Genomic DNA, 23238 nt, shown 5'->3' with positions numbered 1-23238 from the left:
TATGAGCGCCTCGGCAGCGAAGTCGAACGAAAGCTCGAGTCTCTACAGCCACGAGCTACCCGGCGGAGCCGCATGGTCGGCGCCGGTTCAGGCGGGTCGGACAATCACCTTCACCGCGATGGCCGCGGATGCGAACTTGACGGTGTTGCTCATCGGGGCGAATCGGCTCGATCGGATGAACATCCCGGACACCCTCAAGGCGCAGATGAGCGCTTGCATCAAGGTGCCGATGGTGCTGATGTCTGACCGTGGACTCGCGTTGGCGACGGTCGTCAGCTCGTCCCTGCCGTGGCACGACGCACTCGGCGGCATCGGGCACCCGCGCCACCTTGATCGGTTCGGTGCCACCAGCTACGCCGTCGACCGCAACGAGTGGCGCCGGTCAGCTCGTACTGGACTGATCAGCGAGCTGACCAAGCACGGCCTAGGCGAAGCCGACCTGCACGGCTGCGTCAACTTCTTCTCCAAGCTTGGCATCGCCGATGACGCGCAAGCCTCTTTGGCATACGTCGCAGGACATTGCACCACCGGTGACCAGGTGACGCTGCGCACCGAACAGGACGTGCTGCTGGTGTGCGCGTCGACGCCGCATCCGATGAATCCCAATGCTGAGTACCGCCCGGCAGGCGTGTTGGTCGACGTTGGTAAGGCCGAACCGGTCTTAGCGGACGATGCCGCGATGACGTTCAGGGACGAGAGTGCCCGAGCACTGCTCGAGACGCAGAAGGCCTTCGCATGACAGACATCCTTGCCTCTGCTGTTGATGCCACGACTGCGGCGAACTTCGATCAGACCGTCCAGGCCGGCGACGGGGCGCTGCTGCGGGTGCCCTGTGGCGGCCGGCTTCGAATCGTTGATCTGCACGGCAACCAAGCCGTTGACACCTTGTTCTACGACGCGAGCGATATCGACAACCGCTACAGCGCGTTCGACACGATTCGCGAGCAGGGTGCGGTGTACCTGACCACGGGATCGCGGCTGCTCTCCGGCCGGCTTGACGAACTTGCCGTAATCAGCGATGACACCTGCGGCCGTCACGACACCATTGGTGGGGCGTGCGCTCAGGAAAGCAACGTGATCAGGTACGGCGTGCACACGCGGCACCAGCATGCCTGCCGGCAGACGTTTCTGGCCTATGGCGCGGCAGCCGGTATCGGGCAACGGCAACTGGGGCACAACATCAACTTCTTCATGAACGTTCCGGTCGAGTCGTCCGGCGCCTTGAAATTCGACGATGGGCTGTCCGCCGCCGGCAAGTACGTCGAGATCATCGCGAGTCGCGACTTGCTGGTGCTGATCAGCAACTGCCCGCAGCTGAACAATCCCTGTAACGGCTGGAATCCGACCGCCGTTCAGTTGCTCGGTTGGTGGGCCGGGTGACGTTGGTCAGGTCCGAACTCGGACCTTCTTTCGACCAGGCGATCGGCATGCAGGCCGTAGCGGGTAGTGGCGTTCACGGGCCGACTCGTCCGAGCCCGGCACGTCGGCCCGTCGTCATGACGGTGCTCTCAGCCGGAGTTCAAACGACCGTTCAGGACGTGGCCGGTCGCACCGGCTACTGGGATGTCGGGGTGCCCCCGTCCGGTGCGTTCGATGAGTTTTCAGCCGCTCTCGGACAGCTCGCCGTCGGCAACGCAGGCGCGTCGGCAGGTCTCGAATTCGTGGTCGTCGGGCCACGATTGTCTTTCGACCAGAAGGTTTTCATCTGCATCACCGGCGCTGCGACCGAGGCGCGTCTGGACGATAGGCCGGTGTTGGCAGGTGAGGTGGTCACGGTGCTTGCCGGCCAGGTGCTGGACCTCGGCCCGCTCAACGGTCCGGGCATGCGTGGGTATCTCGCGATCGCTGGCGGGCTGGACATACCGTTGGTTCTGGGGAGCCGTGCCACGTTCATCCTGGGGGGTTTCGGTGGCTTGAACGGCCGCCCTCTCCAGGACGGTGATGAGATCGCGATCGGGTCGGCCCGCAACCTGCGCGATCCCGTTGATGTCGTCGAGGTGTTGCCGGAGCTCGGTCATGATTGGCAGATCAGGGTGATCGCTGGACCACATGGCGCACCGGAATACCTGACCGAAGACGGCGTCTCGCAGTTCTTTCAAGCTCACTGGCAGGTCGACCACCGCGCCGATCGCACCGGTGTCCGGCTGGTGGGGCCAGTACCGCAGTGGGCCCGGACCGATGGTGGTGAGGCCGGAATTCACCCGTCGAACCTGCACGATTCGGCATATCCGGTAGGTGGAATCATGCTTTCGGGCGACACGCCCGTCATCGTCGGCAAGGACGGCCCAAGCCTTGGTGGTTTCGTCGTGCCGGCGGTGATCATCGGCGCTGATCGGTGGATGCTCGGCCAGCTGCGACCCGGCGACACCGTGACTCTGGTTCCGGTTACCTCGGTGGAGGCCTCGGCCGCGATGGCGTCGCGCCGTGAGTTGCTCGCTGACCTTCCCGGCGCGATCGGCTACGAATTTCAACGTGTGCTTGGGCGAATCGAGTCCGCGCGATCCCCGCGGCCGTCCGATTCCTCAGGCTCGCCCACGCGTCCGGCACCACTGACCCGACGCGTTGAGCAAGAGGCTTCGGCCCATTCTCCTGCCTTCACCATCCGGCAGGCCGGTGACCGCCACCTGCTCGTCGAGGCCGGAACGATGGAACTCGATTTGACCGTCCGGGTGTGGATTCACCTGCTGGCGCAGGCACTTCGGGCCCACCAGCCAGCAGGAGTCGTCGAGATCGTCGAGGGAGTGCGCTCGTTACTGGTGGCAGTAGACGATGCGGTACTGCCGCTGGCCCGACTCGCGGCTCAGCTGGCGGAACTCAGCACCGGACTCGATGATCCGGCCACCGTCACGCTCGACGTTCGCGAGGTGACGCTGCCGATTGCCTTTGACCATCCTGGAGCGCACGAGGCGATGCGCCGCTACGACTCGGTTCGCCCGGACGCACCCTGGAGCCCGGACAATGTCGAGTTCATCCGGCGGGTGAACGATCTGCCCGAGCGGTCCGAGGTCTTCGACATAGTGGCGCGGGCCACTTACCTGGTAGTGGGACTTGGTGACGTCTACCTCGGTGCGCCGGTCGCTGTGCCGATAGATCCCCGCGACCGCCTCGTGACCACGAAATACAACCCCGCGCGGATGTGGACGCCGCAGAATGCCGTTGGAATCGGCGGCATCTACCTGTGCGTGTATGGGATGGAGGGCCCAGGCGGCTATCAGCTCGTGGGACGCACCGTGCCGGTCTGGCGGTTGTCCGAGGCTGATGACAAACCGTGGTTGCTGCGGCAGTTCGACCGGTTGCGCTTCGTCGCGGTCTCCGCCGAGGAACTGGCCGCTCAACGCGCTGAGATCAAAGCGGGACGGGCCGATCTGGCGATGCGACCGGCAACCTTCTCGGTGCGAGAGATCGCCGAGTTGCACGAGAATCACGGTGCCGAGATCGAAGCACTACGAGCTCAGCGAAGGACAGCGTTCAACGCTGAACGCGAAAGGTGGTCGGCATGACTCTGGTTGAGGGTGACAGCAAGATCGGCAACAAGATCGGCAGCACCGGCGTGGCCGCTGCCGGGGCATTAGCAGCGGCCGCGGCTGCTCGCGCGCTGGAACAGCCCGCTTTCATAACGGTCCTGACCGACAAGCAGATCGAGGACTTCGCTGGCACGGCCTCAACGGATGGCGCGCTGAGCGGTATGGCTTTCGCGATAAAGGACAACATCGATCTTGCCGGCGTGCCTACGACGGCTGCGAATCCGGCGAGGTCGGCCTTGGCTCAGGCCTCGGCGCCCGTCGTACGCCGGTTGATCGCGGCAGGTGCGGTTCCCGTGGCCAAGACCAACCTGGACCAATATGCGACCGGGTTGGTCGGGACCAGATCTCCTTATGGAGCTTGCCACTCGGTCTTCTCGGCCGATCACGTGAGCGGCGGTTCGAGCTCCGGCAGCGCCATCGCGGTCGCGAGCGGCATCGTGTCGTTCGCGCTCGGCACCGATACGGCCGGTAGCGGGCGCGTCCCGGCGGCGTTCAACGAGCTGGTGGGTCTCAAACCAACGAAAGGACTGCTCTCGGCCACGGGTGTTGTGCCGGCGTGCCGGTCCCTGGACTGCGTCACGGTACTGACCCGGTCTGTTGCCCTGGCCCGAGAGCTGTTCGCCGTTGCGGCCGCCTTCGACCCGTCCGATCCGTATGCCCGCCCGAAGCCGTTAGCGCAGGGCACGCTGGACCGCCGACCCGTGATCGGAATACCCGCGGGCGACCTGGGCTTGGACCCGGCACACGAAGACGCCTGGCGACGTGCCTGTGAGCACGCGGGTGAGCTCTTCACCCTGGTCGCGTTCGATGTGCAGCCCTTTCTGGACGCGGCCAAGTTGCTGTATTCGGGCCCGTGGGTGGCAGAACGTGCCGTGGCTTTCGGTGCCGAGCTCACCGACAGCTCTCAGATCGATCCAACGGTGCGGGGCATCGTGTCTGGAGCTGCAGTGATCTCGGCGACCGACGCCTTTCGCGGGATGTACCGGCTGGCCGAGCTCAAGCGGGCGACCGACCCAACCTGGGCGCAGGTGGACGCCATCTTCCTGCCCGTGACTCCCGGGCATCCGACGCTGGCGGAGGTCGCCGCCGATCCGGTTGGCGTGAACTCACGGCTGGGCCGGTTCACCAATATGACCAACCTGCTCGATCTGGCCGCGCTGGCGGTGCCGGCCGATCGCCGGGCCGACGGTCTGCCGTTCGGTGTCCAATTCCTCGGACCGGCGTTCTCCGACGAGTTACTGCTCGATCTGGGTTCGATGTGGCTTGGCGAGAGCACGGACGACGTGCATGCCGATGCTGAACGGGATGCGAATGACCGCGTGCTGATCGCCGTCGCCGGCGCACACCTGACCGGTCAGCCGTTGAACGCTGATCTGGTCGCGCGTGGCGGCAGGTTTGTCGAGTCGACCCGTACCGGACCTGAATACCGGATGTTCGAGGTGCGCGGCGCCGTCCGGCGGCCAGGTCTGACCCAGCTACCGGTTGCAGCGGGCAGCACCGCCACCGACGCCGCGTCAGCCATGGGTATCGAGGTCGAGTTGTGGTCGTTGCCGAGTGCCTCGGTGGCGGGCTTCATCGGGACGGTCGCGCCTCCGCTGGCCATCGGTCCGATGACGTTGGCGGATGGTCGCGGTGTTCTCGGGTTCGTCTGTACCGCCGACGGTGTCGATCCAGAACGCGATATCACGGCCTTCGGTGGCTGGCGGGCCTATCTGGCTCAGGGACCGACCGCTGATAGATAGGGTGTGCCTGAGCAAAGAAACCACCTAGGCGAGAAACCAAAGGAGTGCTGACGTGGCCCGTGTCGTCGTGGACGTCGTGATGAAGCCCGAGATCCTGGACCCCCAGGGCCAGGCGATTCTCGGTGCGCTGGGCCGCCTGGGGATCGAGGGTGTGAACTCGGTTCGGCAGGGAAAGCACTTCGAATTGGACGTGGAAGACGGCATTTCGGACGAGACACTGCGCAAGCTGGCCGACACCTTGCTGGCCAATCCGGTCATCGAGGACTTCAGCGTCCGTCGCTGAGCGGGTGGCGGTAGTGACGGCATCGACGGCCTCGGGGGGCCGGTAACCTTACGGGGTGGCTAACAACAGGCACCGTGTTGGCGTAGTGACCTTTCCCGGCAGTCTCGACGACCGCGACGCGCTGCGCGCCATCCGGTTGGCGGGCGCTGAACCGGTCCCGCTGTGGCACGGCGAGGAGTGGCTGTCAGATGTGGCGGCAGTCGTGCTGCCCGGCGGGTTCTCCTACGGCGACTATCTGCGGGCCGGCGCCATCGCCCGGTTCTCGCCGGCGATGCAGTCGGTCATTGACGGTGCCCGTAACGGCATGCCCGTCCTCGGCATCTGCAACGGATTTCAGGTGCTCTGTGAAGCTCACCTTTTGCCCGGGGCGCTCGTGCGCAACGATCACCGCAAGTTCGTCTGTCGGGATCAACGCTTGCGGATCGAGAACGCCGAGACCGCCTGGACCAATCTCTACGAGCCCGGGCAAGAGATCGTCGTCCCGCTCAAGAATGGTGAAGGTGGCTACGTCGCCGACACGGCCACCCTGGACCTTCTCGAATCCGAGGGACGGGTGGTGGCCCGTTATCTGGGCGACAACCCGAACGGTTCGTACCGGGGGATCGCGGGGATCACCAACGAAGCCGGAAACGTCGTTGGGTTGATGCCGCATCCCGAGCATGCGGTAGAGACACTCACCGGGCCGAGTACAGATGGCTTGGCGTTCTTCACGTCAGTTCTGCAGAAACTGGTAGGTATTGCGGCATGACGGCAATTCGCACTTCAGGCTCTGGCAGCACGGTTGGCCCTGATGCGGTCAGGCCCCCAGTCGATACGGTCAAGATCGCCAAGAAGGATTCCGACGCATCCCAGCCCTATCAGGCCTTGGGCCTGGCCGAGACCGAATACGAACGTATCAAAGAGATTCTGGGGCGGCGGCCCACCTCGTCCGAGCTGGCGATGTACTCGGTGATGTGGTCTGAACACTGCTCGTACAAGTCGTCCAAGGTGCACCTGAAGCAGTTCGGCGACAAGGTGCCGGCCGAGGCAAAGGACATTCTGCTTGTAGGGATGGGGGAAAATGCCGGCGTCGTCGATATCGGCGATGGCTGGGCAGTCACCTTCAAGATCGAATCGCACAATCACCCGTCCTACGTCGAGCCCCATCAGGGTGCGGCTACTGGCGTCGGCGGCATCGTCCGCGACATCCTGACCATGGGTGCACGTCCAATCGCGGTGATGGACTCGCTTCGTTTCGGGCCGGCTACCGCACCGGACACGGCTCGGGTGTTGCCAGGGGTCGTCAGTGGCGTCGGCGGTTACGGCAACTGTCTGGGACTTCCGAACATCGGCGGCGAAGTGGTGTTCGACGCCACCTACCTGGGCAATCCCCTGGTCAATGCACTGTGCGTCGGCGTACTTCGGGCCGATGAGATCAAGCTGGCCAAGGCCGAAGGCCCCGGCAGCAAGGTCGTGCTGTTCGGTGCTCGCACCGGCGGCGATGGCATCGGCGGCGCGTCGGTGCTGGCGAGCGCAAGCTTCGAGGCAAAGGGCAAGACGAAACGCCCTGCGGTGCAGGTTGGGGACCCGTTCGCCGAAAAGGTGTTGATCGAATGCTGTCTCGAGATTTTCGCCGCCGATCTGGTGACCGGTATTCAGGATCTGGGTGCAGCCGGCCTGTCCTGCGCGACGACTGAACTGGCAGCGGCCGGTACCGGCGGGATGGCCGTCGAGCTCGACCTTGCTCCGTTGCGCGACGAGACGCTGACTCCCGAAGAGATCCTCATGAGTGAGTCTCAGGAACGCATGATGGCGGTGGTCACGCCGGCCAATCTGGCGGCGTTCATGGCGATCTGCGAGAAGTGGGACGTCACCGCGACGGTTATCGGCGAGGTCAACGACTCGGGTCGGCTCACGATGCGCTGGCACGGCGAGAAGATCGTCGACGTGCCACCGCGAACCCTCGCGCACGAAGGCCCCGTCTATCAGCGACCGATGCGCCGTCCGTATGACCAAGACGCGCTCAACGGTGAGCACGGTAATGGCTTGCCTCGTCCGAAGTCGGGCGACAAGTTGCGATCGACCGCACTTGCCCTGATCTCCTCACCGAATCTTGCTGACAAGTCTTGGGTGACAGACCAGTACGACCGCTACGTGCTCGGCAACACCGTGCTGTCACAGCCCGAGGATTCGGGAATGGTTCGGATCACCGACGAGCGCTGGCGAGACGAGCACGACGGCGAGGATTCCAACCTGGGGATCGCGATGGCGACCGACGGCAACGGCCGTTATACCCGCCTCGATCCCTATGCGGGCGCGCAGCTCGCGCTGGCTGAGGCCTATCGCAACGTAGCGACCACCGGAGCCCGCCCGCTGGCCGTGACGAACTGTCTGAACTTCGGCTCGCCTGAGGATCCAGCGGTCATGTGGCAGTTCGCCGAGGCCGTCCGCGGTATTGCCGATGGCTGCCAGAAGCTTGGCATCCCGGTCACCGGCGGCAATGTGAGCTTCTACAACCAGACCGGGACTTCGCCGATCCTGCCCACGCCCGTGCTGGGCGTCCTCGGCGTGATCGACGACGTGAACCGGCGGACCCCGATGGCGTTCAAGAACGATGGCCATCAGCTGTACCTGTTGGGCGACACCCGCGACGAGTTCGGCGGCTCGGAGTGGGCGCACGTGATGCATGGTTTTCTGGGCGGCAAGCCACCCAAGGTCGATCTTGATCGCGAGAAGCTGCTGGCCGACGTCCTCATCAATGCATCTCGCGATGGCCTGATCGACTCGGCACACGACCTTTCCGATGGCGGTTTGTTCGTGGCGCTCGCGGAATCATGTCTGCGCGGAACCACCGGTATCCGGGTCATCGTGCCCGACGGTCTGGACCCGTTCGTGTTTCTGTTCTCCGAGTCTGCCGGCCGTGCCGTCGTGGCCGTCCCCCGCACGGAAGAAGTGCGGTTCACCGATATGTGCACGGCGCGGGGCCTGCCCGCGGTCCGCATCGGAGTGCTCGACATTCTCGAATCGGCTATCGATGTACAGGGTCAGTTCCGGCTGCCGCTGAGCGAACTACGGACGGCCTGGGCGGCAACGCTGCCGTCGCTGTTCGGCTGAGTCGGGCCGCAATGACGGACGCGCTGGTGCTTCAGGCGGAGGCCATCGAGTACTGGCTGCGGCAACTTCCCGATGATGCGTTCGTCAAGGACTCGGTGCTCGAGAGCTGGGATGTGCGGACGCTGGTAGGCCATCTTGTCCAGTCGCTGCGCGGCTATGTCCGAGTGAACGGGCTGGCCTCGACTGAGCGTCCGGTCTCGGTGGGCGCGTACGTAAGCCAGTACCGCCCGTCGGCGGCCATCATCGATCAGGGCACGCGAGAGACGACGGGCACTCTGAGCCCTCACGAATTGCGGGTGGCGTTCTCAGAGGCGCTGAAGATCGCCCGGACCCAGGTGGAGCACAAACTGCCTGCAGTATTGGACGGCCCGCGAGGACCAATCACCGCGGCCGATTGGGAGCGGACGCGGATCATCGAGCTCGTGGTGCACGCCGACGACCTGTCGCGTTCAGTACCGGAAGTCGCAGCGGTCAAGTTGGTCCGCGCGGCGCTGGCAGATGCCGTCCGATCGTTGGCCGGTGTCCTGGCCGAGCGCTACCCGGGACGGTCCGTCGAAGTGCGGGTGCCGCCCTTTGCCGCCGTGCAATGCGGCGGCCTCGACGGCGACGGTCCTCGTCATACCCGCGGGACTCCGCCAAACGTCGTCGAAACCGATCCGCTGACCTTCATGCGCCTTGCCACGGGCCGGACGAGCTGGGCCGACGGGGTCGCCCGCGGCAAGGTCGCCGCCAGCGGTAACCGCGCCAACCTGAGCGGCCAGCTCCCCCTGCTGTAACCCCCCGTCCTGATTGCCATTGCGTGGCCCGAGTTTTCGGTTTGAGCGCCGCCAACCGGAAATTCGGGCCACGCAATAATGCTCGCTAGGTGATGCCGAGGAGTACCCCGAGCGCGACGGCGATGGCGGCCATCGTGAATATCGATGCTCGCGACCCGAGGCGGTTCGACCGTTCACACCAGTTGCCGATGAACGCGATTGCCCCGGTTGGGATCAGCAACGACAGGGCGTCGGGTATCGCCTCCTTGACGGTGAGGGTGGTGACGTAGCTGACCAGATACAGGGCCGCCAGTGCGACTCCCTGAGGTAACTGGATTGCAGAGCGCATCGTGGTGGTGCAGTCCTGTCTCGTCATCGTCTGAAGGCGCCGGGCGGCGCCAGAGGGGACTGTGCCAGGACAGGACGATAAATGTAGGCAAACGCTGAAACCGGCCGGCGGTTGCTCGTCGAGCGTGTCGACCGCGTCGAGAGGTTGCCGGGCCAGAGATGGAGGTCTCTCGAATCGGCGGTCCAGGCAGCAGCGCTCGGAACACCCCGTAGACTTGCGAGCGTGACTCGCGGCGATGGCAGGCTCACCCACGATCTCAATCCCCACGACCAAGGTCCGCAAGATGCTTGCGGCGTCTTTGGTGTGTGGGCGCCCGGCGAGGAGGTTGCAAAACTCGCCTATTTCGGCATGTACGCGCTGCAACATCGTGGCCAAGAGGCCGCCGGCATCGCGGTGAGCGATGGTTCGTCGATCCTGGTTTACAAGGACCTCGGCCTCGTGTCACAGGTTTTCGACGAGTCAACGCTCGCGACCCTGAAGGGTCACATCGCCCTTGGGCACACCCGCTACTCAACGACCGGGTCGACGACCTGGGAAAATGCTCAGCCGGTTTTTCGCACGACCCGTACCGGCACCGGAATAGCCCTCGGTCACAACGGAAACCTGGTGAACACCGCCGAGCTTGCAGCTTCGGCACCGAACCTAGGTGTGAGCCGCAACTCGCTCGAGATGGACTCGACCTCTGACTCGGACCTGATGACAGCCCTGTTGGCTGATCACCCGGATGTCAGCGTCGAACAGGCTGCGATGGAGGTACTGCCCACGTTGAAGGGCGCCTTCTCGCTCGTCTTCATGGACGAACACACCCTGTATGCCGCTCGCGATCCGCAGGGCGTACGGCCACTTTCGCTGGGCAGGCTCGAGCGAGGCTGGGTGGTCGCCTCAGAGTCGGCAGCGATGGACATCGTCGGCGCAGCGTTCGTGCGAGAGATCGAACCAGGCGAGCTGATTGCGATCGACGAGGACGGTCTGCGGTCGCAGCGTTTCGCCAACCCCGACCCCAAGGGCTGCCTGTTCGAATACGTGTACCTGGCCCGGCCGGACACCACGATTTCGGGGCGGTCAGTGCACTCGACCCGGGTCGAGATCGGTCGCCGGTTGGCTCGCGAGCACCCGGTCGAGGCAGATCTCGTGATGCCGACGCCTGAATCGGGCACCCCGGCTGCGATCGGCTACGCGGAAGAATCAGGCATCCCGTACGGCATGGGGTTGGTGAAGAACGCCTACGTAGGCCGCACCTTCATCCAGCCCTCCCAGACCATCAGGCAACTCGGTATCCGCCTGAAACTGAATCCGTTGCGCGACGTGATTCGCGGAAAGCGCCTCATCGTCGTCGATGATTCGATCGTGCGTGGCAATACCCAGCGGGCCGTGATCCGGATGCTGCGCGAAGCCGGTGCGCTCGAAGTTCACGTTCGCATCGCATCGCCGCCGGTGAAGTGGCCGTGCTTCTACGGCATCGACTTCGCGTCCAAGGCCGAGTTGTTGGCCAACGGCCTCGACAACGACGGCATTCGGGCCTCGATCGGTGCCGACAGTCTCGGCTACATCTCGCTGGACGGCGTGATCGCGGCGAGTGAGCAGCCAAAGACCCGGCTGTGCCGCGCGTGCTTTGACGGTGAATACCCGATCGAACTGCCAGATGTCGTGGGCAAGCATGTGCTTGAAGGCATCGGCCGAGCAGTCGGCAACGGTATGCCGACCGGTGCCCGCACCCCTGAGGTAGCCGAGGGCTATCAGGCCGCGGACGCACTGCAGCGTCCATGACCGAGGTGACGCAACCGGTTTCCTACGCCTCGGCAGGCGTGGACATCGAGGCCGGCGATCGTGCGGTCGAGTTGATGAAGAGTTCGGTCGCCCGCACCGCAAGGCCAGGCGCTATGGGCGGCCTAGGTGGTTTCGCAGGCCTGTTCTCGCTGGACTTGGCCCGCTACCCGCGCGCCGTGCTGGCGACGTCGACCGACGGCGTCGGTACCAAGCTGGTGATAGCCCAGCAACTCGACAAGCACGACACGATTGGCATCGACCTCGTCGCGATGGTGATCGATGACCTCGTCGTTGTTGGTGCCGAGCCGCTGTTCATGACGGACTACATCGCCACGGGCAAGGTAATACCGGAGAAGATCGCGGCCATCGTGTCTGGCATCGCTGAGGGCTGCGTCCGAGCCGGTTGCGCGCTCGTCGGCGGTGAGACTGCCGAGCACCCCGGGGTGATGGGGCCTGACGACTATGACATTTCCGGTGCGGGAACTGGTGTGGTCAACTCCGACGAGATCTTGACGCCCGAGCTGATCCAACCCGGAGACGTGCTCATCGCAATGGGTTCGTCCGGGATGCATTCGAACGGCTACTCCCTGGTCCGTCACGTGTTGGAGGCTCAGGATCTTGCGCTGACCGCTACCCCGGACGAACTGGAGGGTCGGACACTGGGCGCGGAGTTGCTCACTCCGACTCGCATCTACGCGAAGGACTGCCTCGCGCTGATCTCAGAGGTCGGCGTGCACGGCCTATCGCACATCACCGGCGGTGGCCTGGCCGGAAATCTGGCGCGGGTGCTACCCACCTCCGTCAGCGCTGTCGTCGACCGCGCAACCTGGTCGCCGTTGCCGATCTTTCAACTGTTGGCGCGCGAGGGTGGCATCGCCCGGGCCGAAATCGAACCGGCGTTCAACGTTGGTGTGGGCATGGTCGCCGTGGTCGCCGGCGACCGCGCCTCGGCAGCGTTGGAGCTGCTGACTTCGCGCGGAGTTCCCGCTTGGCAGCTGGGCGACGTGGTTCCGCGGAAACAGGCGGCGGGCGTCGCGTCGGACGCGGGGCACGTCGAGATGATCGGCGACTACGCGAGCTGCGTGTTCTGATGCCCGCGCCCTGCCGGGTGGGTCTCCAGCTGTGACCGACGAGTGGTCAGCAGCTGGGTTGCCGCAAATGGGTAACGCAAAGAGACCAGATCAGCCGTTCACACAACGAAGCTGTCAGGTCGAGTCAGCGCGAACCGGTTGCCCAGGTCGGGCCGTCGTCCTCATCTTCATCTGAGTAAGGGTCCCGATCGGACTCTGTCCCGCGGTAGCCCGGCTCGGCCGAATGGCCCAGCTCGCGCTGTAATGCGGAAAAGTCAGTGTCCTGGGTGTGGTACTTCAGTTCCCTGGCCACTTTGGTCTGCTTTGCCTTGGCACGGCCGCGCCCCATGGCTCGACCCCCTCGCTCACACAGTCATCCGGGACGGAGTCGGAAGACGAAGTCCGGCCCGGGAATGGGTTATCAATTCGTACCTTGAGGGTACAACGCCGGTCGGCCTCGGCGCACACCGACCGGCCGAGGTGCTGAGTGCCGTCTCAGTCAGCTCATAGGTCCCGCCGTGGTTGGCCGCAAATAGCCGCAAACTGACCAGGACGAATATAACAATTGTGTAGTTTGATATTACAACCCGAACACAGCTAGTAACTCCCCGTGACGGATATACCTAATCTGGGCTTTCGTTACCAAACCGATATCCTACAGGTCGGGCTTCACAGTGCGCAGACACGTTTTTGCCCCGAAAATGGTGCATACTTCCTTAGACGTCGCAACGGGATGCGCGTTTTGTATATCCAGGAAGGGGGCGAGGGCCATGACCAATCCTCGTCAACGCACCGAGTCAGAACCTCTGCTGACGCCATCAGAGGTGGCCACGCTGTTCCGGGTTGACCCTAAGACGGTTACCCGTTGGGCAAAGGCCGGCAAGCTGACTTCTATTCGCACCCTCGGCGGCCACCGCCGGTATCGCGAGTCCGAAGTCCGTTCGCTGCTCGAAGGCAACACGAACACTCCTGTCGAGGCGTAGTGCCGAGGTTTTCGGAGCCGGGATCCGAAAACCTAACGGACGCCTTCAAGGACATCGGGGGTCGTAGCTTCAGCGATGAAGCTACGACCTCCGTTTTTGCCTTGTGCACCAATCAGGCTGTGCGTGCCAGCCAGGTTGGGCGTATCAGCCAGGTTGTGCGCATTGGTCAGGCGTTGAGGTGGTTGCGCCAATCCGACGGAATACGGTCCGCGGGCCCGGGAACAGTCTGATCCGTTGGGTGGTAATCCGGCGGCGGCAGCGGCGGCCCGTCGTAGTAGCTGTCCGTCGTGAAGCTCCAGAACCAATCCTCGCCCGGTTCGAAGCTGCGGATGATCGGATGCCCCGCCTCCGCGGCGTGCTTGCGGGCATGCTGAGACGGCGAAGTGTCACAACAGCCGATGTGACCGCATTGCGCACATCGGCGCAGATGTAGCCACCAGCCGCCGTTCGCCTCACATTCGACGCAGCCCGTGCCACTTGGTGTGGCGGAGACGTCGATTCCGTTCGATTCGGTCATGTGCTGGATGTCTCCTCGGTCACGATGATTGGCTCACTACTCGGCTCGGCGGTCAGCCCTGTAGTCGACTCGGTGGTCGACGCAGTACTCGGCGCGGCGACCGGGTCAGCAACCGGCTCGGCCGCGGCGATCGGCAACAGCACCTGAAAGCGAGTGTCGCCAGGCACGGACTCGACTCGCAGATCGCCGTGGTGCTTCTTGACGACGATCCGCCAGGAGATGTCGAGTCCGAGGCCGGTGCCCTCGCCGAACGGTTTGGTCGTGAAGAAGGGCTCGAAGATCCGGCTTTGGATGTCGGCGGGGATGCCGGTGCCGGTGTCGCCGACCTCGACCATCAACCGTCCTGATTCAGACTCGGCCTTGGGCTCGGCGGCCGTCCTGATCGTGAGGGTGCCGCCGTCCTTCATCGCGCCGACCGCGTTGTCGATCAGGTTCGTCCACACCTGGTTGAGCTCGGCCGCGAAGGCCGGAATCTTCGGCAAGGATCGGTCGTAGTCCTTGACTACCTTGATCTTGTCGCCGATCTTGCGTCCGAGCATCAGCAGCGTGCTGTCCAGCAGCACGTGAACATCGACCACTTGATAGGGAGCACGATCCATCTGCGAGTACTGCTTTGCTGCTGCCACAAGCGTCGAGATGCGAGTGGTCGAATCCTCGATCTCATTCATCAGCAGCTCGGTTTCGAGGGTGTAGTTGATCCAACGGATCGCGCCCTCGAAGATGCTCGGGTCAGCGATGGCCGCAGTGTTCTCGAGCCAATCGACACCGACGCCCGCCTGCACGAAATTGGGGGCGAGGTCCCAGGCATCCTGCACGCCGTGCGCCTCCAGCCAGTCGGCCATCTCGTCCTCCCGGTCGGCCGCCTCGATCGGCGAGAGGTCGGGCGCCTTGCCGACGTGCTCGACAGCGTCTTCCTGGAGCCGGATGAGAGCTTCGAGAGTCGTCCGGTCCCACGGCCCGGCGGCGATGGTGCCCAGTTTGTGCCGCATGCCGGCGACTCTCGTGCGCAATGACGAGGTCGCCCGGACGGCGGCTGCCGCCGGATTGTTGAGCTCATGGGTCAGGCCCGCCGACAGTGACCCGAGAGCGAGCAAACGTTCCCGTTGACCGACTGCTTGCTGGGTGTTCTGAACACCGAAGAAGACGCCTTCAAGCATGTGCAGGGCCATCGGGAACCATTCGCTGATCATTTCGGCGAATTTGTCGGCGTCCAATACGAAGAAGCGGGAGGACGCGACGACGCGCATCGAGCTGTCGTATTTCTGTGGCACCCGATCACCGAGGAAGGCTCGCCAAGCACCCGAGTACACGCCGCGCTGGGAGGTGCGATTGACCTCGACGTCCTCGCCGCCGATCCGGCGAGTGAGGACGAGGGTGCCCTCGATCATTACGTAGAAACAGGTGGCGTCGTCACCCTCATCGAACACTGGCCCAGGGTCGAACGCCTCCACGGAGCCTTCGCGGCACAGCCACGCGAGCTGGTCATCGGTGAGTTTCTCGAATAGAAACAGGGTGCGGAGTTCGGCCGGATCACACGGCATGGGGTGGTGATCTGCGCGGGGCACAGCGGTCATAACTTCTCCAGATAGCGATGGACGAGCATTACGGCCATGGCGCCTTCGCCGACAGCAGAGGCCACTCGTTTTGCAGAGTCGGCCCGTGCATCGCCGGCGACGAAAACCCCGGGCACGCTTGTTTCCAGGTGATACGGCTGGCGTTCCATCGTCCAGCCGCGTGGCGGTTGGCCATCGATCGTGAGATCAGGCCCGGCGACAACAAAACCGTTGCCGTCACGAACGACAACGCCGTCCAGCCAGTCCGTACGGGGCGCGGCGCCTATGAACGCGAACAGCCACTGGGTGTCGACTTCTTCGCTCTGGCCGGTCGATCGATCGTGCAGCGTCAGGCCCTCGAGATGACCGTCGCCTCGACAGTTCAGAATCTCCGTGCAGGTTCGGACTTCGATGTTCGAAATGCCCGCAATCTGCTGGATCAGGTAATAGGACATCGATGACTCGAGGCTCGTGCCCCGGACCAGGATGGTCACCTTCTTCGCGCGCCGGGCGAGAAACACGGCTGCCTGCCCCGCGGAGTTCGCACCACCGACGACGTAAACATCCTGCTCGGCGCAGTTGGCCGCCTCGGTCAGCGCGGACCCGTAGAAGACGCCTCGACCCGTCAAGTCGTCAAGGCCGGGAGCGGTCAACTGCCGGTATGACACCCCGGTCGCGAGGATGACGGTGTGGGCGTCGATGGTGTCACCGTCGGCGAAGCGAACGGTGCGGGCCGAGCCGTTGACGTCGAGCCCGATCACGTCGCGCGTTGTGATTACCTCGGCGCCGAACTTGTTGGCTTGACGCCTCGCGCGTTCGGTGAGTTGAGCGCCGGAGACGCCATCGGGAAAGCCGAGGTAGTTCTCGATTCGGCTGCTCTGGCCGGCCTGCCCGCCGGTAGCTGTCCGCTCGACCAGTACGGTCCGCAAACCTTCCGATGCCCCGTAAACCGCTGCGCCCAAGCCAGCCGGGCCACCGCCGATGACGATGAGGTCGTAGAAGGCCTTGGCAGGCGTCGTGTTCAGGCCGACCTGGGTAGCGAGCTCGCTGTCGGTCGGTTCGATCAGAGCGTCGCCCTGCTCGGTGATGACGACAGGCAGCTTCAGATCGTCGGCATTGGCGGCGGCCAGCAGGCGCGTGCCTTCGGGCTCATCTGAGAGATAGAACCGGTACGGCACCTGATTGCGCGCAAGGAACTCCCGTACTTCCGACGACCGGGCCGACCAGCGGTGGCCGATGACCTTTGTCTCCGGGGTCGGCCGATGATCGCTTTGCGCCCATGCCTCGAGCAGGCCGTCCAGTACCGGATACAACTTCTCCTCGGGCGGATCCCATGGTTTGAGCAGGTAATGATCGAGATCGACGACGTTGATGGCCTCGATCGCGGCGTTGGTGTCGGCATAGGCGGTCAAGAGGACGCGACGGGCCGAGGGGTAGAGGTCCATGGCTTGCTCGAGAAACTCGATGCCGCTCATATTGGGCATCCGGTAGTCGGCAAGCAAGACGGCTACCAAATCGCCGCGCAGCTTCATCTCCCGCAGCGCGTCCAGAGCCTGGTCGCCCGATTCGGCGCGCACGATTCGATGCGTGCTGCCGTACTGACGACGCAGGTCCCTTGCTACGGCGCGCGAGACACTCGGGTCGTCGTCGACGGTCAGAATTGCTGCGCGTTGCTCGGTCGCTGGCTCGGTTCTGGCCTGCTGATCGCTGCCCTGCATCAATTCATCCTAGGGCCCTCTCGCCCGATTTGGTCAGGCCCGTTCGGTCAGGCGCCGGCTGGCACCGGGTTCGTGTCGAGGTCCCTAGTCTCAGTGTCAGCGTCGGTGTCGGTGTCGCTGCTCGAACTGGCCATTGGGATCTGTGCGGTGGGCGCGGACGTCGGGGTGCGCCGCAAGGTGAGCGCCAGCCCGCTTGCCGCCAGCGCCAGCCCGGCAGCCACCAGCCAGCTCGTCTGGAAGTCCGAAACGCTGGAAGCATCCACCTGAGTCCCGAGGATCGTGACCAGCAGCGCTACACCGACGGCCGAGGCGACCTGACGCCCGGCGTTCACCACGGCCGAGCCGGTCGCCGATCGGTTTGGCGGCAACGCGGTCACGGCGGCTGCGATGAGCGTGCCGAGCCCCAATCCGACGCCGATGCCGCCCAGGATCATGCTCGGAAGCAGATCACGCACGTAGTCGGGTTGCACCGTGGCGAACAGCACGCGCCAGATCATCGCGGCCGCGAAGAGAAGCGAACCCACCGATGCCAAGCGCCCCGGGCCGTACCGGCTCATTGCCCGCACGGTCAGGATGGTGACTATGGGGACCAGGAGCGGCCCTGGAATCATCGCCAGGCCCGTCCGTAACGCTGAGTAGTGCCAGATGTCCTGGGCCCACAACACGTTTGACAGCAGCATGATCGCGAACGATGCGCCGAAGATGAACACGGCCACGTTGGCCAGGCTGAATTGGCGTACTCGGAACAGGGAAATCTCGACTAGCGGGTACTTGTGGCGCGCACTCCGACGGACGAAGACCACGCCGGCCAACACCGCGAGCAAGATCAGCAGCACCGTCGCAGCCGAGGTCCAGCCCCACTCGGGCGCTTGGACGAGGGCACCCGTTGCTGCGGCAACGGCGACCGTGACGAGCGCGGCTCCGGTCAGGTCAGGCCATGGCTGTCGCTCCCGAGCGACCGGGCGGGGCAGCAAACGGTAGCCGACGATGATCGAGATGACGCCGATGGGAATGTTGACGACGAAGACCCAGCGCCAACTTGCTTCGACCAGCAGGCCACCGATCACCGGCCCGCTCGCGGCGGCGAGCCCACCGACGGCCGCCCACCCGCGAGCGGCCGTAGCGCGCTTGGCTTCGGGCACCGTGGCCATCAGCAGGGCGAGGCTCGTCGGTAGTTGTGCGGCCGCGCCGAATGCTTGGATCACCCGCGCTGCGACCAGCAATTCGAGGTTCGGTGCCACTGCGCAGGCTGCGGAGGCGATCGTGAACAACGCGATGCCACCGAGGAAAACTGGGCGATGCCCGATCCGGTCACCGAGTCGGCCGGCCACGATGAGCAGCGCGGCCAGCCCGACGGCGTAGCCGTTCAGCACCCACGACAGATTGGAGAGCGATGTCGTGCCGTGCGCGCCCGCGAAACTGGCGCCGATGTCAGGTAACGCAACGTTGACGATCCAGAGATCGAGATTGGTCATGAAGACCGCAGCCACGATGACCGTAGTGACGAGGCGTGCTCTCAATTTAGGGTTTGATTCTCCAACTGACATGGCCCCGACGCTAGCGGGTCATGGTTTGATGTGCAAACCTAGAGAGGTGAATGCCACAGACTCAGCCGGACGGATTGACCTCAATGACCTCAAGGGACGGCCCTGCTCGATCGCCGGAGCCCTCGCTGTTGTCGGCGACCGCTGGTCGCTGCTCGCGGTTCGAGAGGTCATGTTCGGCAACCATCGCTTCTCTGAGATCGTCCGCAACACCGGCGCGCCCCGCGACCGGCTGGCCGCCCGATTGAAGGTGCTGGTCGAATCCGGAATCCTGGAGCGCCGGCAGTATCAGGACAGCCCGCCGCGTTCTGGTTATCACCTGACCACAGCGGGTCGGGCGCTGTCGCCGGTACTGCAGGCGTTACGTCAGTGGGGCGATGAATTCATAGCCGAGACGCCGCCAATGACCTTGCTGCATAAGGGACATGAGCTACACGGCGCGTGGTACTGCGAGACCTGCAACGAGCCGATTCACGGTCGTGACCTCGATCGACAGGTAAACGCACCGGGTTGGGATGTCGCTGGTCCCATTACCGACGAAGCGGCAGCCGGATGATGTCCGAACCTAAGGGTGAACATCCGGAATTCGGGTTGAGTACGGCGAGTGCCTTCGTAGCGGCGGCAGGTTTGATGATTGATGAAGCCGACGGCGCACGAGTAGTTGGACATCTCGAACTGGGATCGGAGCATCACACGCCCTGGGGTGTCGTCCACGGCGGTGTGTACGCGAGCGCAGTCGAGACAGCTGCGAGCATCGGCGCTAGCCTGGCCGTACGCGAACGCGGCCAGTTTGCTGTCGGGGTGCACAACGGGACGGATTTCATCAGATCCGCTACGGGTGGCCGTGCCGAAGTGCTGGCTGAGCCGCTACAGCAGGGACGGGTACAGCAGTTGTGGTTGGTGACGATTACTGGATCGGATGGCCGCGCCCTGGCGCGTGGGCAGGTTCGGCTGCAGAACGTTCCCTTGCCGGCTGGTGTCCCGAGGTCGTGATATCGTGGAGAGGCAGGAAGGAAGCTTCCCGCCCAGCCTCAGACCCCGTCTATGACGGGGTCTTTGTGCATCTAAGGCAGCCAGCAAAGATGGTGGGTTTCTCGCGGGCGCAGGCGGTCCATGATCGCGGACCATGTGCGTTCGGCACGCTTGTCCCGCTCAGTTATGGTCATACGCCTGCGGTACAGGTAGGCGATCAGATCCGCGCCCTGAACGAGTCTGCTGGCGTGAGAGGGCGCAAAGTGGATCGTGTCGATGACCCGGGTTATCCGCCGCGAGCGGTAGCCCCACGTTGCACCGTGCTGGTAACCCCAGAGTTCTTGCCGGTACTGGCTCTGTCCGTCCACTTCATCTGCGATGACTAGCGCATTCCGGCCCATCTTGCTTGCGTGTTCGTCCAGACGCTCCATTGACCCGAAGGAGTTCTTATGGGCTCTACTGAAGATCAGCCCGGAGGACGCCGCGAGGGCCCGTGATGACTCGCCCGCAACCCGTAAACGACGCCCTGGAAAACCTACGCGAGAGCGCGACAATAAAGACGGTTAGCGTCATCCATGGTCATAGAGGTCACCAAACTTTGGTTCGAGCCACAGCAGGTGCAGCACGTCGTTTATGCGAACGCCCGCCATCGGATGTTTCCCGTCGTAGCGGAGGACTAGCACCCGTTCCTCGCCGCTGAACGCGGCTGGTGCGGCCGCCCGCAGTTGCCCAATGGGCATGAACTCGCTGCCCAATCCATGTAGGGAGCCAAGGTGATCTCTTGCCACGTCATGGACGAGCGCTTCTGTAACGCGACGGCGAAAGCTGCTTGCGCTTCGGTTTCCAATGCATGTACGTCGAAGCCAGGCTGCAAATGTCGAAGGCAAAACTTTGGTGTCTCGGCGTTGTAATCAACGCGGACCTGGGGCTGGGCTAGCTTTCCGTCGGTCTTCGCGGGTTTCTGACCGCGCGATCTGTTCACTCAGCAGAGGCTTAGTGGCTCGTGCCAGAAAGGCGGCTTTTGAAGTAGGTCCGCATCGACTCGACTTCGATGACTGCCCCCCGGGTATTGAAGTCAAATACGTCAGCCCAGGGCGCCTCGTTGTGCGTCATGTTCCTCAGCGTCCATGCGGCATAACCGCCGTAGGTGTTCCAGGTCTTGATCAGCAGGTCAGTCGTCTGAGGGTCTACTTGGACCCACTGGAAGTCGTCATTGCTGTCTAGGTGCACGTCAGCAGACTCGTAACGCTTGTACTCGCGGTAGACGTCGGGGACTACGGGACCATGGATCCAAGCTTGAATGTTGTCTGAAAACAAAGGAGTGTCGTGCATGGCTAGGTGGTGGCCCTGCGCGTAGTACAGCAGCTTTTGAAGCTTCAGATTCGACAGGTCAGCTTCCTCGGACTCTGCCCATGCGATGAACCACTTCGCGATCGTCAGGGCACCGTAGACCACCGGACATCCCCTTCGATCCATAAGCTTGAACTGTTCATACCCCATGCCGTCCTTCGAACTGTATCGGCATCCACCGACAATTTGTGAAGAAGAGTGACAAGACGCGCGCCGGATGTGGTGAACCATAACGGGTTTGTCCAGCCGCATACCGGAGTTATCCACAGATTGTTGTGTTTGGCCTCGGTGGTTGGTTGGTGTCTGCAGGATTGGGCGCGTGATGCGTCTGAATGCTGGTTTTGTGGTGGCGGTTGTGTGCGTGGCGGTTGCCGTGGTGGGTTGCGGTTCGGGTTCGCGGGGTGGTCGGTCGGGGCCTGTCGTCGGTAGTTCTGCCGGGTCTGCTTCGGCGGTTGGGTCGGGTTCGTCGTCGCCGGGGGTGGTGGCCAGTCCGGGTCCTACGGCGAGTGTGGTGACGACGGGTCCTAATTTGTTGCCTGGTCAGACTCGGCCGGTTCCGCCGGCTGGGCTGATGGAGCACACCCAGCGGGGTGCCGAGGCAACGGCGGTGTTCTTTTGGGTCGCCACAGACTGGGGATACGCCACCGGCGATGCGAGCGTCCTTCGACCCGTGACTGCGGCGACGTGTGGTGCTTGCGGCAGCCAGCTCGCCATTTTCGCGGATGTGAGCGCGCAAGGCGGTCATTTCGTTGGTGGTCATATCGCGATCGACGGCTATCGCGATGTGGATGTTGTCAATGCCCGGGCACACGGTGAGATGGCCGTCGATACAACCGTCACCGCAAGACCGCTGCGCGTCGTGAATCAAGCTGGCAAGGACACCGAGTCCCCGACTCCGACGCTCCATTTGACCCAGCGCATCTACGTCAGATGGGGCGCGCAGGGATGGCAGGTGTCAGAAACTGCAAGGGTTGAAAACCGGTGATGGCTTGTCTTCGGAGGCAGGCTTTCCTGACTCTCTTGATCGTCGTCGCGCTCCTGTTATGGGGGATAGATATACCAGCGGGATCTGCATTGGGCCGCGGGGGTGGAATCGACGTGGGCGGCGGAAAGAACGCTATCGACATAGCCGGGACTGCGTCGTCGGATGGGTCGGCGACCCGGCCTGGTGCGGTGGGTTCTGGTGTGGGGTTGGGGGTGGTGCCGCGGGTGGTGTCGTTTGATTGTGGGCCGGCGCAGGTGTCGCGGGTGTGGCGTGGGGGGTCGTCGGTGGTGGGGTGTGATGATCCGTTGTTTGTGTGTTCCTCGGCGGCGCGGTTGGGGGTGGCGGCGGGCTCGCATGTGGGGGTGCGGGTGACGTATCCGGTGAATGGTAGTGGTGGGTTTTCGGAGGTGGATTGCGCGGCTAGCCCGGGGTCGGGCCCGGGGGTGGTGTCGGCGGGGGTGGTGTCGCAGGTGGTGCGGCGGTTGTTGCCGGTGGCGCCGATCGGGACGCCGCAGCCGGTGGGTTTGGTGGGGTTGCCGGTGTTGTTGTGGTTGCGGGTGTCGGGGTCGCCGGGGGTGGGTCCGGTGGTGGTGCTGGGTCAGCGGGTGGGGTTGCGGGTGGGGTTGGCGGCGGTGTCGTGGTCTTTTGGTGATGGGGTGTCGGTGGTGGCGCCGGATGCGGGTCGGGTGTGGGTGGCGGGGGTGGATTGTGGGCGGTGTGGTGAGTATTTCGGGCATACGTATCGGGGTCGGGGTGTGGTGGTGGTGACGGCGCGGGCGCGGTGGTCGGTGCAGTATCAGGTTGGTGCTGGGCCGTGGCAGGCGATCCCGGAGCCGATCGAGGGGCCCCCGGCTTCGACCAGGCTGCTGCTGAAGGAATCACGATCCGTCCTCATCCCCGATCGTTAGGCCGCGAACCGCCCGTTCGGCAATCGAGAACTGCCAGGTTGGCCGCGAACATGCGACCACGAGCGGGGTTGGTATCAGACAGCCTTCACCGCACTCCTAACCACGAACGGTGCCGTGGCCGAGCG

General features: G+C 64.1%; 24 protein-coding genes. 15 read left to right on the top strand and 9 right to left on the bottom strand.

The genetic code is table 11. The annotated features are described in order from the left end of the window. Position 1 precedes the first annotated feature (1 nt). From ACSMXN_RS23655 to ACSMXN_RS23620, 8 genes are read left to right on the top strand one after another with little or no spacing between them, the layout of a single operon-like run. Entirely contained in the window at positions 2-739 is a 738-nt protein-coding gene (locus ACSMXN_RS23655; protein WP_022915478.1) for a DUF1989 domain-containing protein, read from the top strand. Then, positions 736-1380, top strand: a complete 645-nt coding sequence (locus ACSMXN_RS23650) for a DUF1989 domain-containing protein (RefSeq protein ID WP_022915477.1) — start codon at positions 736-738, stop codon at positions 1378-1380. Before ACSMXN_RS23655 ends, ACSMXN_RS23650 begins: the two co-directional genes overlap by 4 nt. Further along, a complete protein-coding gene (locus ACSMXN_RS23645) occupies positions 1377-3500 on the top strand; it encodes a 5-oxoprolinase/urea amidolyase family protein (protein ID WP_196811446.1) in 2124 nt (707 codons plus the stop codon). Before ACSMXN_RS23650 ends, ACSMXN_RS23645 begins: the two co-directional genes overlap by 4 nt. Continuing rightward, positions 3497-5266, top strand: coding sequence for an allophanate hydrolase (gene atzF / locus ACSMXN_RS23640; RefSeq protein WP_081649358.1), 1770 nt, complete (start codon positions 3497-3499; stop codon positions 5264-5266). Before ACSMXN_RS23645 ends, atzF begins: the two co-directional genes overlap by 4 nt. 52 nt (positions 5267-5318) lie before the next feature. Continuing rightward, on the top strand, positions 5319-5549 hold the full coding sequence (gene purS / locus ACSMXN_RS23635; RefSeq protein WP_022915475.1) for a phosphoribosylformylglycinamidine synthase subunit PurS: 231 nt from the start codon (positions 5319-5321) through the stop codon (positions 5547-5549). 55 nt (positions 5550-5604) lie between these two features. Continuing rightward, positions 5605-6297 (top strand): phosphoribosylformylglycinamidine synthase subunit PurQ, encoded by a 693-nt coding sequence (gene purQ, locus ACSMXN_RS23630; RefSeq protein WP_022915474.1) that lies wholly within the window; start codon positions 5605-5607, stop codon positions 6295-6297. Continuing rightward, positions 6294-8642, top strand: a complete 2349-nt coding sequence (gene purL, locus ACSMXN_RS23625; protein WP_022915473.1) for a phosphoribosylformylglycinamidine synthase subunit PurL — start codon at positions 6294-6296, stop codon at positions 8640-8642. Before purQ ends, purL begins: the two co-directional genes overlap by 4 nt. Before the next feature lie 11 nt (positions 8643-8653). Continuing rightward, the gene (locus ACSMXN_RS23620) at positions 8654-9418 is read left to right on the top strand and encodes a sterol carrier family protein (protein ID WP_022915472.1); all 765 of its coding nucleotides are present in this window, start codon (positions 8654-8656) and stop codon (positions 9416-9418) included. Between the two features lie 85 nt (positions 9419-9503). On the opposite strand, the gene ACSMXN_RS23615 is transcribed toward ACSMXN_RS23620, so the two are convergent. Beyond that, entirely contained in the window at positions 9504-9773 is a 270-nt protein-coding gene (locus ACSMXN_RS23615; RefSeq protein ID WP_155958550.1) for a hypothetical protein, read from the bottom strand. 195 nt (positions 9774-9968) lie between these two features. On the opposite strand from ACSMXN_RS23615, the gene purF reads away from it, so the two are divergent. Both purF and purM read left to right on the top strand, forming a co-directional pair. Next, positions 9969-11513, top strand: a complete 1545-nt coding sequence (gene purF / locus ACSMXN_RS23610; protein ID WP_022915470.1) for an amidophosphoribosyltransferase — start codon at positions 9969-9971, stop codon at positions 11511-11513. After that, positions 11510-12604: a phosphoribosylformylglycinamidine cyclo-ligase gene (gene purM, locus ACSMXN_RS23605; RefSeq protein ID WP_022915469.1), complete on the top strand. Its 1095-nt coding sequence runs from the start codon at positions 11510-11512 to the stop codon at positions 12602-12604. Before purF ends, purM begins: the two co-directional genes overlap by 4 nt. A gap of 124 nt (positions 12605-12728) precedes the next feature. Here the strand turns inward: purM and ACSMXN_RS23600 are convergent, their stop codons facing one another. Then, the gene (locus tag ACSMXN_RS23600) at positions 12729-12932 is read right to left on the bottom strand and encodes a DUF3073 domain-containing protein (protein ID WP_022915468.1); all 204 of its coding nucleotides are present in this window, start codon (positions 12930-12932) and stop codon (positions 12729-12731) included. Positions 12933-13353: 421 nt separating this feature from the next. Between ACSMXN_RS23600 and ACSMXN_RS23595 the strand changes: the two genes are divergently transcribed. After that, complete coding sequence (locus ACSMXN_RS23595; RefSeq protein ID WP_022915467.1) at positions 13354-13566, top strand: BldC family transcriptional regulator; 213 nt, start codon at positions 13354-13356, stop codon at positions 13564-13566. Positions 13567-13732: 166 nt separating this feature from the next. Here ACSMXN_RS23595 and ACSMXN_RS23590 read toward each other — a convergent pair whose 3' ends face one another. The 4 genes from ACSMXN_RS23590 to ACSMXN_RS23575 are packed head-to-tail and all read right to left on the bottom strand — an operon-like array spanning position 13733 to position 18901. Next, the gene (locus ACSMXN_RS23590; RefSeq protein ID WP_022915466.1) at positions 13733-14083 is read right to left on the bottom strand and encodes a UBP-type zinc finger domain-containing protein; all 351 of its coding nucleotides are present in this window, start codon (positions 14081-14083) and stop codon (positions 13733-13735) included. After that, positions 14080-15657: an ATP-binding protein gene (locus ACSMXN_RS23585; RefSeq protein ID WP_022915465.1), complete on the bottom strand. Its 1578-nt coding sequence runs from the start codon at positions 15655-15657 to the stop codon at positions 14080-14082. The genes ACSMXN_RS23590 and ACSMXN_RS23585 overlap by 4 nt, the downstream gene beginning before the upstream one ends. Beyond that, a complete protein-coding gene (locus ACSMXN_RS23580) occupies positions 15654-17354 on the bottom strand; it encodes an FAD-dependent oxidoreductase (RefSeq protein WP_022915464.1) in 1701 nt (566 codons plus the stop codon). The genes ACSMXN_RS23585 and ACSMXN_RS23580 overlap by 4 nt, the downstream gene beginning before the upstream one ends. A gap of 47 nt (positions 17355-17401) precedes the next feature. After that, entirely contained in the window at positions 17402-18901 is a 1500-nt protein-coding gene (locus tag ACSMXN_RS23575) for an MFS transporter (RefSeq protein ID WP_022915463.1), read from the bottom strand. Between the two features lie 46 nt (positions 18902-18947). Between ACSMXN_RS23575 and ACSMXN_RS23570 the strand changes: the two genes are divergently transcribed. Beyond that, the gene (locus ACSMXN_RS23570; protein WP_022915462.1) at positions 18948-19454 is read left to right on the top strand and encodes a winged helix-turn-helix transcriptional regulator; all 507 of its coding nucleotides are present in this window, start codon (positions 18948-18950) and stop codon (positions 19452-19454) included. Beyond that, positions 19451-19891 (top strand): PaaI family thioesterase, encoded by a 441-nt coding sequence (locus tag ACSMXN_RS23565; RefSeq protein WP_196811445.1) that lies wholly within the window; start codon positions 19451-19453, stop codon positions 19889-19891. The genes ACSMXN_RS23570 and ACSMXN_RS23565 overlap by 4 nt, the downstream gene beginning before the upstream one ends. Before the next feature lie 71 nt (positions 19892-19962). Here ACSMXN_RS23565 and ACSMXN_RS23560 read toward each other — a convergent pair whose 3' ends face one another. The 3 genes from ACSMXN_RS23560 to ACSMXN_RS23550 form a co-directional block, all read right to left on the bottom strand. After that, positions 19963-20301, bottom strand: coding sequence for a DUF3800 domain-containing protein (locus ACSMXN_RS23560; RefSeq protein ID WP_022915460.1), 339 nt, complete (start codon positions 20299-20301; stop codon positions 19963-19965). Between the two features lie 138 nt (positions 20302-20439). Next, positions 20440-20610, bottom strand: coding sequence for a hypothetical protein (locus ACSMXN_RS23555; protein WP_155958549.1), 171 nt, complete (start codon positions 20608-20610; stop codon positions 20440-20442). A 253-nt stretch (positions 20611-20863) separates the two neighbouring features. Further along, positions 20864-21325, bottom strand: a complete 462-nt coding sequence (locus ACSMXN_RS23550; RefSeq protein WP_022915459.1) for a type II toxin-antitoxin system antitoxin SocA domain-containing protein — start codon at positions 21323-21325, stop codon at positions 20864-20866. A gap of 217 nt (positions 21326-21542) precedes the next feature. Here ACSMXN_RS23550 and ACSMXN_RS23545 point away from each other — a divergent pair, with 217 nt between their 5' ends. Continuing rightward, positions 21543-22205 (top strand): DUF6318 family protein, encoded by a 663-nt coding sequence (locus tag ACSMXN_RS23545; protein WP_455407793.1) that lies wholly within the window; start codon positions 21543-21545, stop codon positions 22203-22205. Then, complete coding sequence (locus ACSMXN_RS23540; RefSeq protein WP_455407646.1) at positions 22205-23113, top strand: hypothetical protein; 909 nt, start codon at positions 22205-22207, stop codon at positions 23111-23113. Before ACSMXN_RS23545 ends, ACSMXN_RS23540 begins: the two co-directional genes overlap by 1 nt. Positions 23114-23238: the final 125 nt, after the last annotated feature.

Source organism: Parajatrophihabitans canadensis, from assembly GCF_053764775.1.
Note: the sequence above shows the minus strand (reverse complement) of the source record. Positions and strands in the feature narration are given on the sequence as shown.

Excerpts from the sequence above, each read along its gene's own strand:
- ACSMXN_RS23655 (WP_022915478.1), top strand. The coding sequence starts at position 2 with ATGAGCGCCTCGGCAGCGAAGTCGAACGAAAGCTCGAGTCTCTACAGC.
- ACSMXN_RS23650 (WP_022915477.1), top strand. The coding sequence starts at position 736 with ATGACAGACATCCTTGCCTCTGCTGTTGATGCCACGACTGCGGCGAAC.
- atzF (WP_081649358.1), top strand. The coding sequence starts at position 3,497 with ATGACTCTGGTTGAGGGTGACAGCAAGATCGGCAACAAGATCGGCAGC.
- purL (WP_022915473.1), top strand. The coding sequence starts at position 6,294 with ATGACGGCAATTCGCACTTCAGGCTCTGGCAGCACGGTTGGCCCTGAT.
- ACSMXN_RS23620 (WP_022915472.1), top strand. The coding sequence starts at position 8,654 with ATGACGGACGCGCTGGTGCTTCAGGCGGAGGCCATCGAGTACTGGCTG.
- ACSMXN_RS23615 (WP_155958550.1), bottom strand. The coding sequence starts at position 9,773 with ATGACGAGACAGGACTGCACCACCACGATGCGCTCTGCAATCCAGTTA.
- purM (WP_022915469.1), top strand. The coding sequence starts at position 11,510 with ATGACCGAGGTGACGCAACCGGTTTCCTACGCCTCGGCAGGCGTGGAC.
- ACSMXN_RS23600 (WP_022915468.1), bottom strand. The coding sequence starts at position 12,932 with ATGGGGCGCGGCCGTGCCAAGGCAAAGCAGACCAAAGTGGCCAGGGAA.
- ACSMXN_RS23595 (WP_022915467.1), top strand. The coding sequence starts at position 13,354 with ATGACCAATCCTCGTCAACGCACCGAGTCAGAACCTCTGCTGACGCCA.
- ACSMXN_RS23590 (WP_022915466.1), bottom strand. The coding sequence starts at position 14,083 with ATGACCGAATCGAACGGAATCGACGTCTCCGCCACACCAAGTGGCACG.
- ACSMXN_RS23585 (WP_022915465.1), bottom strand. The coding sequence starts at position 15,657 with ATGACCGCTGTGCCCCGCGCAGATCACCACCCCATGCCGTGTGATCCG.
- ACSMXN_RS23580 (WP_022915464.1), bottom strand. The coding sequence starts at position 17,354 with ATGCAGGGCAGCGATCAGCAGGCCAGAACCGAGCCAGCGACCGAGCAA.
- ACSMXN_RS23575 (WP_022915463.1), bottom strand. The coding sequence starts at position 18,901 with ATGTCAGTTGGAGAATCAAACCCTAAATTGAGAGCACGCCTCGTCACT.
- ACSMXN_RS23565 (WP_196811445.1), top strand. The coding sequence starts at position 19,451 with ATGATGTCCGAACCTAAGGGTGAACATCCGGAATTCGGGTTGAGTACG.
- ACSMXN_RS23560 (WP_022915460.1), bottom strand. The coding sequence starts at position 20,301 with ATGGAGCGTCTGGACGAACACGCAAGCAAGATGGGCCGGAATGCGCTA.
- ACSMXN_RS23555 (WP_155958549.1), bottom strand. The coding sequence starts at position 20,610 with ATGCCCATTGGGCAACTGCGGGCGGCCGCACCAGCCGCGTTCAGCGGC.
- ACSMXN_RS23545 (WP_455407793.1), top strand. The coding sequence starts at position 21,543 with ATGCGTCTGAATGCTGGTTTTGTGGTGGCGGTTGTGTGCGTGGCGGTT.
- ACSMXN_RS23540 (WP_455407646.1), top strand. The coding sequence starts at position 22,205 with ATGGCTTGTCTTCGGAGGCAGGCTTTCCTGACTCTCTTGATCGTCGTC.